This window comes from Variovorax robiniae, from assembly GCF_037889955.1.
GTDB lineage: Bacteria > Pseudomonadota > Gammaproteobacteria > Burkholderiales > Burkholderiaceae_C > Variovorax > Variovorax robiniae.
Genome location: NZ_JBBKZS010000016.1, coordinates 13,446 through 28,193, shown reverse-complemented (window position 1 = coordinate 28,193; position 14,748 = coordinate 13,446). Strand labels below are relative to the sequence as shown.

General features: G+C 66.9%; 10 protein-coding genes. 4 read left to right on the top strand and 6 right to left on the bottom strand.

Translation table 11 applies throughout. The features are described 5' to 3' along the window. Positions 1-160: 160 nt before the first annotated feature. A complete protein-coding gene (locus tag WKW79_RS27420) occupies positions 161-316 on the bottom strand; it encodes a hypothetical protein (protein ID WP_340338391.1) in 156 nt (51 codons plus the stop codon). Between WKW79_RS27420 and mltA the strand changes: the two genes are divergently transcribed. After that, the gene (gene mltA, locus WKW79_RS27415) at positions 315-1,460 is read left to right on the top strand and encodes a murein transglycosylase A (RefSeq protein ID WP_340338390.1); all 1,146 of its coding nucleotides are present in this window, start codon (positions 315-317) and stop codon (positions 1,458-1,460) included. The genes WKW79_RS27420 and mltA overlap by 2 nt on opposite strands. Positions 1,461-1,474: 14 nt before the next feature. On the opposite strand, the gene WKW79_RS27410 is transcribed toward mltA, so the two are convergent. Then, entirely contained in the window at positions 1,475-3,877 is a 2,403-nt protein-coding gene (locus tag WKW79_RS27410; RefSeq protein ID WP_340338389.1) for a PhoX family protein, read from the bottom strand. A 135-nt stretch (positions 3,878-4,012) separates the two neighbouring features. Here WKW79_RS27410 and ltnD point away from each other — a divergent pair, with 135 nt between their 5' ends. Then, a complete protein-coding gene (ltnD, locus tag WKW79_RS27405) occupies positions 4,013-4,918 on the top strand; it encodes an L-threonate dehydrogenase (protein WP_340338388.1) in 906 nt (301 codons plus the stop codon). A gap of 5 nt (positions 4,919-4,923) precedes the next feature. On the opposite strand, the gene WKW79_RS27400 is transcribed toward ltnD, so the two are convergent. From WKW79_RS27400 to WKW79_RS27390, 3 genes are read right to left on the bottom strand one after another with little or no spacing between them, the layout of a single operon-like run. Then, positions 4,924-6,546 carry an MFS transporter gene (locus WKW79_RS27400; RefSeq protein ID WP_340338387.1) on the bottom strand — a complete coding sequence of 541 codons (1,623 nt, stop codon included), beginning with the start codon at positions 6,544-6,546 and terminating at the stop codon, positions 4,924-4,926. A gap of 57 nt (positions 6,547-6,603) precedes the next feature. Beyond that, positions 6,604-7,371 (bottom strand): amino acid ABC transporter permease, encoded by a 768-nt coding sequence (locus WKW79_RS27395; protein WP_340338386.1) that lies wholly within the window; start codon positions 7,369-7,371, stop codon positions 6,604-6,606. 5 nt (positions 7,372-7,376) lie between these two features. Next, entirely contained in the window at positions 7,377-8,135 is a 759-nt protein-coding gene (locus WKW79_RS27390) for a basic amino acid ABC transporter substrate-binding protein (RefSeq protein WP_340338385.1), read from the bottom strand. Positions 8,136-8,487: 352 nt separating this feature from the next. Here WKW79_RS27390 and WKW79_RS27385 point away from each other — a divergent pair, with 352 nt between their 5' ends. Beyond that, complete coding sequence (locus WKW79_RS27385; protein WP_340338384.1) at positions 8,488-10,242, top strand: CotH kinase family protein; 1,755 nt, start codon at positions 8,488-8,490, stop codon at positions 10,240-10,242. Positions 10,243-10,248: 6 nt separating this feature from the next. Here WKW79_RS27385 and WKW79_RS27380 read toward each other — a convergent pair whose 3' ends face one another. Beyond that, complete coding sequence (locus WKW79_RS27380; protein WP_340338383.1) at positions 10,249-10,734, bottom strand: Lrp/AsnC family transcriptional regulator; 486 nt, start codon at positions 10,732-10,734, stop codon at positions 10,249-10,251. Between the two features lie 176 nt (positions 10,735-10,910). Between WKW79_RS27380 and WKW79_RS27375 the strand changes: the two genes are divergently transcribed. Next, the gene (locus tag WKW79_RS27375; RefSeq protein ID WP_340338382.1) at positions 10,911-14,516 is read left to right on the top strand and encodes an indolepyruvate ferredoxin oxidoreductase family protein; all 3,606 of its coding nucleotides are present in this window, start codon (positions 10,911-10,913) and stop codon (positions 14,514-14,516) included. The last annotated feature ends 232 nt before the right edge of the window (positions 14,517-14,748 follow it).

The following is a 14,748-nucleotide window of genomic DNA, read 5'->3' as shown; positions in this document are numbered from 1 at the left end:
GATTATGGGGAACCGCCCTTGGGCGATTCGTGTCTGCATGTAAGGATGTCGAAGTGTCAAAACTTCAAGAAAGGTGCATCATTGCAGCAAAGTTTGCTATTAAATGGATAGCGCATAGCCTGCCTTCCGACGTGCTGACAGGGCAGGCAACTACAACAAATCAATCACGTTTCGATGGTTTGGCGTCCTCGGGCGCGCCGGGAGCGTCATCGCCATGATCGATCTCACCACCCTTGCGTCCCGAGAACATCGTCCACCAGACGATGAGGACAAGCACGGCGCCGGCCAGAAAGGCTTCAAGCAGAATCAGGCCCATGAAAAAAGGACTCCTGTGGCGGTTGGGTGGGCCCGTGATCGTAGTGGCAATGATGGCGGGCTGTTCGTTCGGCCCGCGCACGCCCGATGTTGCCGTGACGCCAAGCGTGACAACGCCGCCGCCCTTGCCGCCGCTCACCGGCTCGCTGGCGCATCCCAAGAGCCGCTGGGTGCCGGTCGCGTGGACCGACCTGCCGGGTTTTGGCGACGACCCCCTGCACGAGGGCTGGGTGGCGCTGGTGTCGAACTGCACGCGGCCCAATGCGGCCATCGCGCCGCTGTGCCAGGACGTGCGCCGGCTGGCGATTGCGGATGCGCCGACGCAGCGGCAATGGATCACCGAGCGCCTGCAACCCTATCGCATCGAATCGCTCAGCGGCCAGAGCGATGGTCAACTGACCAGTTACTACGAGCCTGTGTACGACGCATCGCGCCGGCCGACGGCCCAGTTCAGCGTGCCGCTCTACCGCGCACCCGGCGACATCGCGGTGCGCAAGCCCTGGTACACGCGCCAGCAGATCGAGACGCTGCCTGACGCGCAGGCCGCCTTGCGCGGACGCGAGATCGCCTTCTTGGCCGACCCGATCGACGCGATGATGCTGCACATCCAGGGCACCGGCCGGCTGCGCCTGACCGAGGCCGACGGCTCGCAGCGCGTGGTGCGCGTAGCCTTCGCCGCCACCAACGACCAGCCCTACAAGAGCATCCAGCAGTGGCTGACGAACCAGGGCGTGCGTGCCGGCAAATGGCCGGACGACACCAAGGACTGGGCCGCCCAGAACCCGCAGCGCGTGCCGCAACTGCTCTGGAGCAATCCGCGCTATGTATTCTTCCGCGAGGAAGAGATGACCGAACTGGAAGCCTCGGCCGGTCCGCGCGGTGCGCAGGGCGTGCCGCTGACCGCCGGGCGCTCGATCGCGGTGGACCGGGACAGCATTCCCTATGGCACGCCGGTGTGGCTCGCCTCGAGCGGGCCGACCGCGCAGTTGCAGAAGCTCGTCGTCGCGCAGGACACCGGCAAGGCCATCACCGGGGCCGTGCGCGCCGACTACTTTGCGGGCACCGGGCCAGAGGCGGGCCGGCTCGCTGCGGGCATGAACCAGCCCCTGCGTCTGTGGGCGCTTTGGCCGAAACCAACGCCCTGACGCATCCTGAACGGTCAGAGACCGATCACGCCGCCATCGTCTTTCGTGATCATCACGGTCGCTGAACGCGGCCGTGCCGTCGCACCGCCCGGTCCATAGGCAGCCGCGATGCCGGCGCCATTGCCGGGCCAGTGGCTCTCGTACTTGCTGGCGTCGGCGATGTCGGCCGCAGCAGTGTTCTCGCCAGGGTGCTGGATGTTGATGAACAGCGCCTTGCCGTCGGGTGACTCGGCCAGGCCGGTCACTTCCGAGCCCTTCGGCGCGGTCAGGAAGCGCTTGAAGATGGTGTCGTTCATCTTCTTGCCGGCATAGGTCGTGACCGTCACCGGCGCGGTCCCCGCGGTGCCGGGCTTGCCGTTGGGCTGGTTGACCACGTCGACCTTGCCGCCGTCGCCGTAAGTGCCCGGCACTGCGGCCAGCAGCATGCAGTTGGTGACGTCGTAGTAGGCGTTGTCGTCGGTCTCGATCCAGAGGATGCCGCTGGCGCGCGAGAACCAGCAGCCGTCGGGCTTGGACAGGTCGTTGAAGTCCGACAGGCCCGACAGGTTCACGTTCTGCTGGTAGTTGGCGTCGTCCAGCCCGGCATCGGCCTTGGCCTGGCTGCCGAACAGGTAGATGTCCCAGTTGAACGTTGTGGCGGAGGCGTCGTTGCCGGTCTCGCGGATGCGCATGACCTGGCCGTTGACGTCGCCCTTGTTGGCCTGCGCTGCGGCGTTCTGCGCGGTGATGCCCTTGTTGTCGAGCCAGTAGCGCGGGAAGGCGGGCTCCACGTCGGGGTTGGGCACGTTGTTGCTGCTCAGGGTGCCGACGTTGCCGCGGTCGGGGTTCTCGGTCATGGTGATGTAGATCTCGCCGTTGAGCGGGTTTACTGCCGTCCATTCGGGGCGGTCGCACTTGGTGGCACCGGCGGCGTCGGCGGCCAGGCGCGCGTTGACCAGCACGTCGGCCAGGTCGGCGAAGGCGTAGGCCGCGTTGCCGGAGATGGCGCTGTTGTTCAGGTCGAGCGGCAGCCATGTGCCTGTGCCATCGGCATTGAACTTCGCGGCGTAGAGCGTGCCGTCGTCGAGGTACTTGGCGCCGGTGGCGAGGCGGTCGGACGGGTTGGCGTCGGCGGCGCTCCAGGTGGCCTTGGACACGTACTTGTAGACGTACTCGCTGCGCGAATCGTCGCCCATGTAGAAGGCCAGCGGCTTGCCGACGACCGGGTTGCTGGGCCATGCGCCTTCGTGCGCGAAGCGGCCGAGCGCGGTGTGCTTGACCGGGGTCGAGGTCGGATCGTAGGGGTCGATCTCCACGACCCAGCCGAAGGTGTTGTGGGTGTTGCGGAAGTCGTCCGTGCCGTCGGTCGAGGTGCCGGACTTGCTCGCGTTCCAGCGCTGGTATTCGGTGTTGGAGGCGTCCGCCGGTACGACCGTCGACCAGCGCTGGCCACCGGTCACGTTCTGCTTCAGGCCGATGCGCTTGAAGGCGGTGAGTTCCTTCGCGCTGCGCGCCGCGTCGTCGGTGGCGGAGCGGGTGAAGAAGCCGGCGAAGTTTTCCTCGCAGGTGAGGTAGGTGCCCCAAGGCGTGTAGCCGCTGGCGCAGTTGCCGATCATGCCGCGCGTGGCGGTGCCGTCGGGCGAGTAGAGCGTCTTGAGCAGCGCGGAGCCCTTGGCTGGGCCGCCGAAGACCATCGGCGTGCGCGGCGTGATGCGGCGGTTGAAGGTGGTGCTCTTGACGATGGCGAGCTTGCCGTTGCTGCGCGCGAGTTCGACCACGGAGGCGCCGTGCGCTTCCACTTCCTTGAGGGCTTCGGCCTCGGGCCGGGCGCCGGAAGAGGCATTGGTCTGGCCGCTCGGATGCATGAAGGCGACGGTGCCGTTGATCGCCTCGTGGTTGATGCACATCAGGGCGCGTTCGGTGGCCGACACGGAGGGCTTGCCGTCGGCGGTCAGGCCGAAGAAGTGCATGCCGTCGTGCTGGTCGCCGCTGCGGCGGGCGAAGTCGGCGTCGGTGCCGTCGTTCTTGTAGTCGCTGACGGCGGGGTCGATGGAATCACCGGTCGCGTAGATCACGGTGGCGGTGTAGCCGGCGGGGACGACGATGGTGTCGGCCAGGCTCTTGCTGACGGCATTGAAGCCGAGCGTGGGGCCGGCGGCGGGTGCGGGGGCCTGGGCCGGGGCGGGCGCAGGAGCGGGTGCTGGCGCGGGAGCCGGTGCGGCCGCTGCGATCGGGAAGCCGCTGTTGTCGCTGCCTCCGCAAGCGCTCAGTGCCAGCGGTCCGATGGCGGCGGCGGCCAGCGCCCTGGCGCCGCCGCGCAGCACATGCCGGCGGTGCATGCGCGCCGCGACGAGTTCATGCAGGGCCGCGTTCGCGCTGGGGTTGTTGTCGAGATCGTCGGGGTCGACGTACGAAGGCGTTTCGTTGGGGTGTGTCATCGTGGTTCAGGGCTGTCGGAAGCCTGAACTTAACGACCGTATATGTAGGTTTCATGGCACCGTGATGGCGAAGCCACAACCGGCGAGAAAGGGTTTTGGGTCATCATCGCTTTCCCTCCAGGAGACACACACCAAATGACGACGACCCTCACCACCGGCCTGATCGGCCTCGGCGCGATGGGCGGCGGCATGGCGCAATCGCTGCGTCGCGCCGGCCATGCCCTCCATGTTTTCGACGTGCGACCCGGCGTGGCCGAAGCCTTCGCGAAGGACGGCGGCCATGCCTGCGCCACGCTGGCCGAACTGGGCGCGGGTTGCGACGTCGTGGTGTCGGTGGTGGTCAATGCGGCGCAGACCGAGAGCGTGCTGTTCGGCACCGATGGGAGCAGCGGCGTCGCGGCCAGCATGAAGCCCGGCAGTGTGTTCGTGATGTGCTCGACGGTCGATCCGAACGTGTCGATCGCCTTCGAATCGCGGCTGGCCGAAAAGGGTTTGCTCTACATCGACGCGCCGATCTCCGGCGGCGCGGCCAAGGCCGCCAGCGGCGAGATGACCATGATGACCGCCGCCACGCCCGAGGCCTATGCGAAGGCCGGCGCCGTGCTCGACGCCATGGCTGCCAAGGTCTACCGGCTCGGCGACAAGGCGGGCGCCGGCAGCAAGGTCAAGGTCATCAACCAGTTGCTCGCGGGCGTGCATATCGCGGCCGCGGCCGAGGCCATGGCGCTCGGCCTGCGCGAAGGCGTGGACGCGGCGGCACTGTACGAGGTCATCACCCACAGCGCCGGCAACAGCTGGATGTTCGAGAACCGCATGGCCCACGTGCTGGCGGCGGATTACACGCCGCTGTCGGCCGTCGACATCTTCGTGAAGGACCTGGGCATCGTGCTCGACATGGCGCGAGCGACCAAGTTCCCGCTGCCGCTGTCCTCGACCGCGCACCAGATGTTCATGCAGGCCTCCACCGCGGGCTTCGCGAAGGAAGATGACAGCGCGGTGATCAAGATCTTTCCGGGCATCGAGTTGCCGAAGAAGGCGTAGCGACTTCAGCGCTGCACGACGTAGCGCGTCACCACCGGCGGGTCTTCACCCTGGTGAAAGGCGAGCCGCCGCTCCCGCAGCGCCAGGTCGGCCGCGGTGGCGCGGTTGAAGCGGCGCAGGTGCTCCGTCCAGGACTCGTCGACGATCTGCTCCACATAGCGCTCGGGTTGCGCGATGTCGTGCAGCAGGTCCCAGTCGATCGCGCCTTCGCTCAGGCGCGTGCGGCGGGTCTGGTGCATCACGATGAGGAAGGCGGCGGCGCGTGCGGGGTCGATGATGTATTCGACATTGATCACCACGCGGCCTTCGCCCGGTGCCGGATGCGCGGGCGCCTTGCTCCAGCCGGGCTGGGCCGGGCTCACGTCGTCGTCGGTGCCGTGGTCGCGCACGAGGCGCAGTGCCACCAGCATCGCCAGCGTGCCGCTCACGGCGGCGATGCAAAGGCTCGCCTGCAAGGTCGACACCGTCGCGATCTGCCCCCAGACCGCCGCGCCGATGGCGGTCGCGCCCATGATCGCCATCTGGTAGGTCGACATGCCGCGCGCGCGCACCCAGTCCGGCAGCGCCAGCTGCGCCGAGACCGACAGCGAATTGGCCACCGTGATCCATGCTGCGCCGCCGAACATCATGGCCGGCACCGCCACCCAGACGTTGGGCGCGAAGGCCATCACAGCCGTCGCCGCCGACTGCACCAGCGTGCCGATCAGCACGAGTTGATCGCGCTCGAATCCTTGCCGCAGCCGGGGCAGGAACAGCACCGCGATGATCGCGCCTGCGCCCATCGCCGCCAGCAGCAGCGTGAAGGTGCCGGCGTCCCCGCCCTTCAGTCCGCGTGCCAGCAAGGGCAGCAGCGCGAGCAAGGCAGTCGAATGCAGGAAGAAGATCGCGATGCGCGACAGCACCGCGCGCATGCGCTGCGATTGCCAGACGAACTGCACGCCCACGCGCATCGCGCTGATGAGCTTCTCGCGGCCCAGCGGATTGGGCGTGTGCTCGCGCCGCCAGCGCAGCACGATGAAGCCCGAGGCCACCGACATCACCGCGTTCAGCACGAACACCCACAGGCTGCCCGCGCTCGCGATCAGCGCACCGGCCACCAGCGGCCCGATGATGCGCGAGGCGTTCATCGCGATGCCATTGAGCCCCAGCGCCGCCGGCAGGTGCGTGCGCGGCACCAGCTCCGGCACGATCGCCGAGAACACCGGCCAGCGCAGCGCCAGCCCGATGCCGTTGGCAAAGGTCAGCGCCAGCAGCAGCGGCGCATTCATCCAGCCGAGCGCCACCGCCGCGCACAGCACGATCGCCACACCGGCCAGCCAGAACTGCGTGGCCACCAGCCAGCGGCGCCGGTCGAGGATGTCGGCCAGCGCGCCGCTCGGCAGGCCGAGCAGGAACACCGGCAGGGTCGAGGCGGATTGCACCAGCGCCACCCAGATCGGCGTGCTGGTCAGCGTGGTCATCATCCACGCCGCCGCCACGTCGTTCATCCACATGCAGATGTTGGCGATGAGCCAGGTGCTCCACAGCATGCGGAACACGGGGAGCTTGAGCGGGGTCAGCGCGCCGATGCGCTGCGGGGTCGCACGCAAGGGCTGCTGCGAAATCTCCTCGGCGGTGATGGGTGGCATTGCCATCGATTGTCGCCCGGGCTGCGCAGGTTCACCTGCCGGGGGGCTTTCGAACCCTCAACCCCGATCGCTGCGCGCCAGCCGATACTCCAGCCGCCGCAACATCGTCGCCAGCGCCAGCGTCATCAGCCAGTAGATCACCGAGATCGCCAGGTACGGCTCCCAGTAGCGCGCATAGGCTCCCGCCACCGTACGCGCCGCGTAGGCCAGCTCCGCCAGCCCGATGGCCGAGACCAGCGAGGTGTCCTTCAGCAGCGAGATGGCGTTGTTGCCCAGCGGCGGCAGCATGCGGCGGAAGGCTTGCGGCAGCACGACGTAGCGCATCACCTGCGCCGGCGTGAAGCCGATCGATCGGCCCGCGTCCACCTGACCCTTGGAGATCGACTGGATGCCCGCGCGGAACACCTCCGAGATGTAGGCTGCCGAGTTCAGGGTCAGCGCCACGATGCCCGAGATCAGCGCGCCATGCTCCTGCTTGAGCTCGCGCGCCAGGTCGCCGGTGATCAGCAGGCCGCTGGTCGGATGGATGAACACCGGCATCACCGCGAAGTGGATCAAGAGTATCTGCACGAACAGCGGCGTGCCGCGAAAGAAGCTCACGTACACCGTAGCCGGCCAGCGCAGCAAATAGCGCGTGACCCATGTCCAGGGCGCGTGCCGCGCATTCGCCAGCCGCGCGATCGCCAGGCACAGGCCCCAGCTCGAACCCAGCAGCACGCAGACCACGGTCATGCGCAGCGTCATCCAGGCGCCCTGGAGGAACAGGTCCTTGTACTCCAGGAGGATGTCGACCCGGAACCAGCCGAACCAGACGATCGGTTCCATGACGGTCAACGAACGTTAGGGTCTTTGTTGAACCACTTCTTGTAGATGGTGTTGTAGCTGCCATCGGCGCGGATCGCGGCCAGCCCCGCGGCCAGCTTGTCCTGCAACGCCTTGTCGCCCTTCTTCACGACGATGCCGAAGCCTTCCTCGGGAAAGGACTTGTCGTCCACCGTCTTGAGGTCGGCGTTCTGCGCCACGCGGTAGGCGATCACGCCGTTGTCCCCGACGGCCGCATCGACGCCGCCCCCGGCCAGTTCCGAGATGATCAGCGGCGTGCTCTCGAAGCGGCGGATGTTCGGGTTGGTCTTGCCGAATTCGCGCGACACCACGTCGTCGGCCGTCGATGCGTTGACCACCGCGATCTTCTTGCCGGCCAGGTCCTTCAGCGACGCGACGGTGCTGGCCTTGGGCACTGCGATCAGCTGCTTGGCCGCGAAGTACGACGGCGAGAAGTCGTAGCTCTGCTTGCGCTTCTCGTTGATGGTCACGCCCGAGATGATCAGGTCCACGTCACCGTTGTTGAGCGCCGCGAAGATGCCGCTCCACGGCGTGTTGACCAGCTTGATCTTCAGGCCCTGGTTCTTCGCGATGGCGTTGATGATGTCGACGTCGAAACCGACGATCTGCTTGTCCTTGTTCTCGAACGCGAAGGGGGCGTAGGTGGCGCTGGAGGCCACGGTGAGTTCGCGGTTCTGCGCTTGCGCGCCGAAGGCCAGGGTGGCGGCTGCGAGGCCCAGCGCAAGCGCGCGACGGATGCGGTTCATTTTGTCTCCCGGTTGGAATGATGTGATGGGGACCGCAAATTCTAGAGGGCAGGTGCTTTGCGCAAAAAACGCATGGCCTAGCGCGAATCGATCCTGTCTAATCCTTGGTTCAAAAAACCAATCAGGGAGAAGGTCGAATATGTCACGGTTCGGCGTGCTTGTTTTTGCGCTTGGATGCGCGCTGTTGTCGTCTTGCGGGGGTGGAGGAAGCGGGGGTGGGGAGGCTGGCATCGGTGGCCTCCCGTACGCGGCGAGCGCGGCGCCGGCGGACGGTGCCAGGGCCGCTCGCATCGAGAAGCCCGCTGATCCGGCCGAAGCTCCCCAGGTCCTTTCGGGACGCGTCGATGCCGGCATGCCCTCGGTGGGCATCCAGGTCTGCCTCGACCTCGATGGCGATTTCGACTGCGGCGCCGCGGAGCCTGCGACCACGACCGACGCATCCGGCAACTTCGTGATGTCGATGGCGGCCGACACGCCGCTGACCCCGCTCCTCGTGGCCAAGATCCCGGCCAACACCGATGCGAGCGCGGCCGCGCAGGGGCCCTACCGGCTCGCATCGCGGGCCAAGCCGGTCACAGCCATCAGCGCATTGACCACCCTTGATGCCCTGCGCCCACGACCCGCCGCAGCGCCGGTCATTTCGGCACCGATGCCCTCGGAAGCGATCCCCTCGGCGCCGATGCCTCCGCCATGGCTCGGCCTCGCATGGACGATCGACATCCATGACCCCGACGATGCGGAAGCCCGGCGCATCGGCGCCGCCATCCTTCCAGCGTTGGCGGTCGCCGCGACAAGGCTGGTGAACAATGCCGCGATCCCGATGGGCATCCAGCCCGCCACCGTCCTTGCCGCCCGGGCCGCCGCACAGGTGCTGGGTGCATACATCGACCCGCGCACCGGCACGCTGCTGCACACCGTGGCGCCGAGGACCTTGCGTGTCGAGACCCTGGCCAAGGTCCAGCCTGAAACCTGTGCCACGCAGCCGGTGATACCGATCAGCATCCGCACCCGGGATGCCGCGCCCATCGACTCGAAGGAGGTCTACGTTCCCGCCATCCTGCAGATCGGCGGCACCGACGCCATCGCCACCGACATCCGTGGCCGCGGCAACAGCACCTGGGAGTTGATGCCCAAGAAGCCCTACCGCCTCAAGCTCGGCAAGAAGGCCGCGCTGCTCGGCCTGCCGGCCAGCAAGAACTGGGCGCTGCTCGCCAACTACGCGGACAAGACGCTGATGCGCAACGCCCTCGCATCCTGCCTCAGCCGCATGCTCGGCATGGACTACACGCCGGCGCAACGCTACGTGGAATTGACCCTCAACGACGACTACGTGGGCGTCTACCAGTTGAGCGACCTGGTCGAGGTGGCCAATACCCGCGTGAACATCGGCACGCCCGCCACCGCGGCGGTCGACCCCGGCATGGGCTTCCTGCTCGAGATCGACCGCCGGCTCGATGAAACCCTGTGGTACTACAGCCCGGCCGGCGTGCCGTATACCGTGAAGTCCGATGCCACCGCGGCGCAGATGCAAAACCTCTCGGGGTTCATCAATCACCTGGAAGGCGCGCTGTTCGGCGAGAACTTCAAGGACCCACGGACCGGCTACGACGCCTGGCTCGATGCCGACTCGCTCGTCGACCTGTACCTGATCAACGAGCTGTTCCGCAACAACGACGGCTTCTTCTCCAGCACATTCGCCTACCGGCCGCGCGACGGCCGCCTGCACTTCGGCCCCGTGTGGGACTTCGACATCGCGGCGGGCAACATCAACTACAACGGCAACGACGCCATGGAAGGCTGGTGGACGCGCAACCAGAGCGCCTATGTGCAGCGGCTGCTGCAGGACGAGCAGTTCGAGCGCCACTTGAAAGTGCGCTGGCGCTACCTCGCGGGGCGGCTGCCGGACCTGGGGGAATTCGCCTTCGCGACGGCCGCGGCGCTGGCCGAGCCGCAGGCGCGCAACTTCACGCGCTGGCCCATCCTCGATACCTGGGTCTGGCCCAACGCGGTGGTGAAGGGCTCCTATGCGGGCGAACTGAAATACCTGATCGATTGGCTCAGCGGCCGGGCCGGATGGATGAACGGCCAGCTCGACAACGCGCCGTAGACACCCTCACCGTCGCGGCGGTGCCAGGTGCGCCAGCGGCAATGCGCTGCTGGCCTTCACCTCGCCGAGCGAAAAGCTGGTGTGCAGGTCCTTCACGTTCGGCAGGTTCATCAGGTGCTCGCGCGCGAAGGCCGAGAAGCTGTCGAGGTCCTGCGCCACCACCTGCAACTCGAAGGTGCCGGTGCCGCTGATGTAGTGGCAGGCCACCACTTCCGGCATCTTGCGGATCGCATCCTCCAGCTTGCGCGTGGCATCGCCCTGCACCCGCTCGGTGTCGACGCGCACAAAAGCGAACACGCCGAGCCCGATCTTGTGGCGGTCGATCTCGGCGTGATAGCCCTTGATGAATCCGGCCTCCTCCAGCGCCCGAACACGTCGCCAGCACGGGGCGGCGGACAGGCCGACGCGCTGCGCCAGTTCGGCATTCGTGAGGCGCCCATCGGCCTGCAGTTCTTGCAGGATGGCGAGGTCGAACTTGTCAATGCTTTCCATATGTGGCAATTCTAGGAAAGATCCTTTCTGGAATGCGGGTTTGCGAGGCAGAGAACGCAAGCACCTATCCAAAGCTCAGGCATACACTTTGCGTCACTATTGGGGAGCGCCCTACAAGGGTTCAAAGGCAACTTTTTCAGCCACGCCCACGAGGCAAAGCCACTGGAGACCGACACATGAACGCCCCGCTTCCCGAGCACATCCGCAAGGCCCTCGAGACCGTCACGCTCGACGACAAATACTCGTTGGACTATGGCCGCGCCTTCATGAGCGGCGTTCAAGCCCTCGTCAAGCTGCCCATGCTGCAGCGCCTGCGCGACCAGCACAACGGCAAGAACACGGCCGGCTTCATCAGCGGCTACCGCGGCTCGCCCCTCGGCGGCTACGACCAGGCCCTGTGGAAGGCCAGCAAGTTCCTGAAGGCGCAGAACATCGTGTTCCAGCCGGGCGTCAATGAAGAGTTGGCCGCCACCGCGCTCTGGGGCACCCAGCAACTCGGCTTCTCCCCCCAGGGCACCAACAAGTTCGACGGCGTCTTCGGCATCTGGTACGGCAAGGGCCCGGGCGTGGACCGCTGCTCCGACGTCTTCAAGCATGCCAACATGGCCGGCACGACAGAGTTCGGCGGCGTCATCGCGGTGGCCGGCGACGACCACATCTCCAAGAGCTCGACCGCGGCGCACCAGAGCGACCACATCTTCAAGGCCTGCGGCACGCCGGTGTTCTTCCCGACCAACGTGCAGGAAATCCTGGACCTCGGCATCCATGCCTTCGCGATGAGCCGCTTCTCCGGCGTCTGGTCCGGCATGAAGACGATCCAGGAGATCGTCGAATCCAGCGCCACCGCGATGATCGACCCCGAGCGCGTCGAGATCGTCATCCCCACCGACTTCCAGATGCCGCCCGGCGGCCTGCACATCCGCTGGCCCGACCATGCGCTGGAGCAGGAAGCCCGGCTCATGCACTACAAGTGGTATGCCGCGCTGGCCTACATCCGCGCCAACCGGCTCAACCACAACGTCATCGAAGGCCCGAACGACCGCTTCGGCATCATGGCCAGCGGCAAGGCCTTCAACGACACGCGCCAGGCGCTGATCGACCTCGGCCTCGACGACGACGCCTGCCGCCAACTCGGCATCCGGCTGCACAAGGTGGCCGTCGTGTGGCCGCTGGAAGCGCAGCTCACGCGCGACTTCGCGACGGGCCTGCAGGAAATCCTCGTGGTCGAGGAAAAGCGCCAGGTCATCGAATACCAGCTCAAGGAAGAGCTCTACAACTGGCGCTCCGACGTGCGGCCCAACGTGGTCGGCAAGTACGACGAAGGCGAAGTGCATGCGGCCGAGGGCTACTCGGGCGGCGAATGGTCGATGCCCAATCCGACCTCGCATACGCTGCTGCGCGCCAATGCCGACCTGAACCCGGCGCTGATCGCCAAGGCCATCGCGCAACGCCTGAAGAAGACCGGCTTGCTCGAACAGGCCGGCAGCGACATGGTCGCGCGCATCGATGCGCAACTGGCGATCCTCGAGGCCAAGGAGCGCTCGATGGAAGTGCTGCAGGCAGGCGGAGTGAAGGATGCGCGCCAGCCCTGGTTCTGCTCGGGCTGCCCGCACAACACCAGCACCGTCGTGCCGGAAGGCTCGCGCGCCATGGGCGGCATCGGCTGCCACTTCATGGCGACCTGGATGGACCGCTCGACCATCGGCTTCACGCAGATGGGTGGCGAGGGCGTGCCATGGGTCGGCCAGCAGCCCTTCACCACCGACCAGCACATCTTCGCCAACCTCGGCGACGGCACCTACTTCCACAGCGGCCTGCTCGCGATCCGCCAGAGCATCGCGGCCGGCGTCAACATCACCTACAAGATCCTCTACAACGATGCCGTCGCCATGACCGGCGGCCAGCAGGTCGGCGAGCGCCCCGAGGGCCATTCGGTGCTGCAGATCGCCGAGAGCATGCATGCCGAGGGCGCGAAGAAGGTCGTCATCGTCACCGACGAGCCCGAGAAGTACCAGGGCGTCAGCGTCCCCGGCGACCATGTCGAAGTGAAGCATCGCGACCTGCTCGACGAGATCCAGCGCGAGTTCCGCGAGATCAAGGGCACCACCGCCATCATCTACGACCAGACCTGCGCCACCGAGAAGCGCCGCCGCCGCAAGCGGGGCACGGCCGTCGATCCGGCCAAGCGCGTGGTCATCAACGAACTGGTCTGCGAAGGCTGCGGCGACTGCGGCGTGCAGAGCAATTGCCTGAGCGTGGAGCCGCTGGAGACCGAATTCGGCCGCAAGCGCACCATCAACCAGAGCACCTGCAACAAGGACATGAGCTGCCTCAAGGGCTTCTGCCCGAGCTTCGTCACCGTCGAGGGCGGCCAGCTCAAGAAGAAGTCCAAGGGCAAGGCCAATTCGCCCTTCGAGATGGGCGAGATGTCCGAGCCCGTGCTGCCGCTACTGAAGCCCGGCCAAGTGTGGGGCGTGGTGGTGGCCGGCGTCGGCGGCACCGGCGTCATCACCATCGGCCAGTTGCTTGGCATGGCCTCGCACATCGAGGGCAAGGGCATCGTCACGCAGGATGCGGCCGGTCTGGCGCAGAAGGGCGGCGCGACCTGGAGCCATGTGCTGATCGGCGAGTCGCAAGACGCGATCCGCACGACGCGCGTGGGCACGGCCGCGGCAGACCTGGTCCTCGCAGCCGACCCGCTGGTGGCGGTCAACGGCGAGACGCTGGCCCGCATGCGCGAAGGGCGCACCCACGTCGCGCTCAACAGCCACGGCGCGCCGACGGCGGCCTTCGTGCGCAATGCCAACTGGACCAATCCGCAGGACGATTGCGCCAACGAGATCGCCCGCGCCGTCGGCGCCGATGGCCTGGCCAGCTTCGATGCCGATGCCACGGCCGTCGCGCTGATGGGCGACAGCCTCTATGCCAACCCGATGCTCCTCGGCTTTGCCTGGCAAAAGGGCTGGGTGCCGCTGGAGCATGAGTCGCTGATGCGGGCGATCGAGCTGAACGCAGTGGCGGTCGAGAACAACAAGACCGCCTTCGAATGGGGTCGCCGCGCCGCGCACAGTCCTGCCGCGGTGCAGAAGTTGGTGACGCCTGGCCAGGTGATCGAATTCAAGAAGCGCGAGACGGTCGAAAGCCTGGTCAAGCGCCGCGTCGAGTTCCTGACGCAGTACCAGAACGCCGCCTATGCCGAACAATACAAGGCCTTCGTCGGCCGCGTGCAGCAGGTCGAGACGGCGCGTGTCGGCAAGAACACGCTGACCGAGGCCGTGGCCCGCTACCTGTTCAAGCTCATGGCCTACAAGGACGAATACGAGGTCGCGCGCCTGCACACCGACCAATCGTTCCTGGACCGCGTCAACGGCATGTTCGAAGGCGACTTCAAGCTCAACTACCACCTGGCGCCGCCGCTCACCGCGAAGAAGAACGCGAAGGGTGAGTTGCAGAAGAAGAAGTTCGGGCCGGGCATGCTGACCGGTTTCAAGATCCTGGCCTCGCTCAAGGGCCTACGCGGCACCGCGCTCGACGTCTTCGGCCGCACCGAGGAGCGCAAGACCGAGCGTGCGCTGATCGGTGAATACAAGGCGAGCATCGAGGAAGTGATGTCCGGCCTGACCGCCGCCAACCATGCCACGGCGCTGGAAATCGCCGCGCTGCCGGAGCAGATCCGAGGCTATGGCCATGTGAAGGACCGTAACCTGGCGGCGGCCCGCACCCGCTGGGCCGCGCTCATGACGCAGTGGCGCCAGCCGCAGGCGTCCCGCGCGGCGGCCTGAAGCCAAGCCCACCTCCCCGCCCACGAGCGGCCGCTTGACGGGGCTGCTCTTGCGGGTCGCGCAGGCGGGCTGGAGCCGCGGGGCCGAGCCCCGATTGGGCGCACCCGGCAGCCCAGTGCAAAGCCGGCTCCGCGTGTGCCCACGAACAGGCATTGCCCACCCTCGCGTGAGTCGCGGCACAGCAGCCTCGCGCGCCACTTTCAAAGCCCCGTTCGCAGCGCCGGATTAGCCG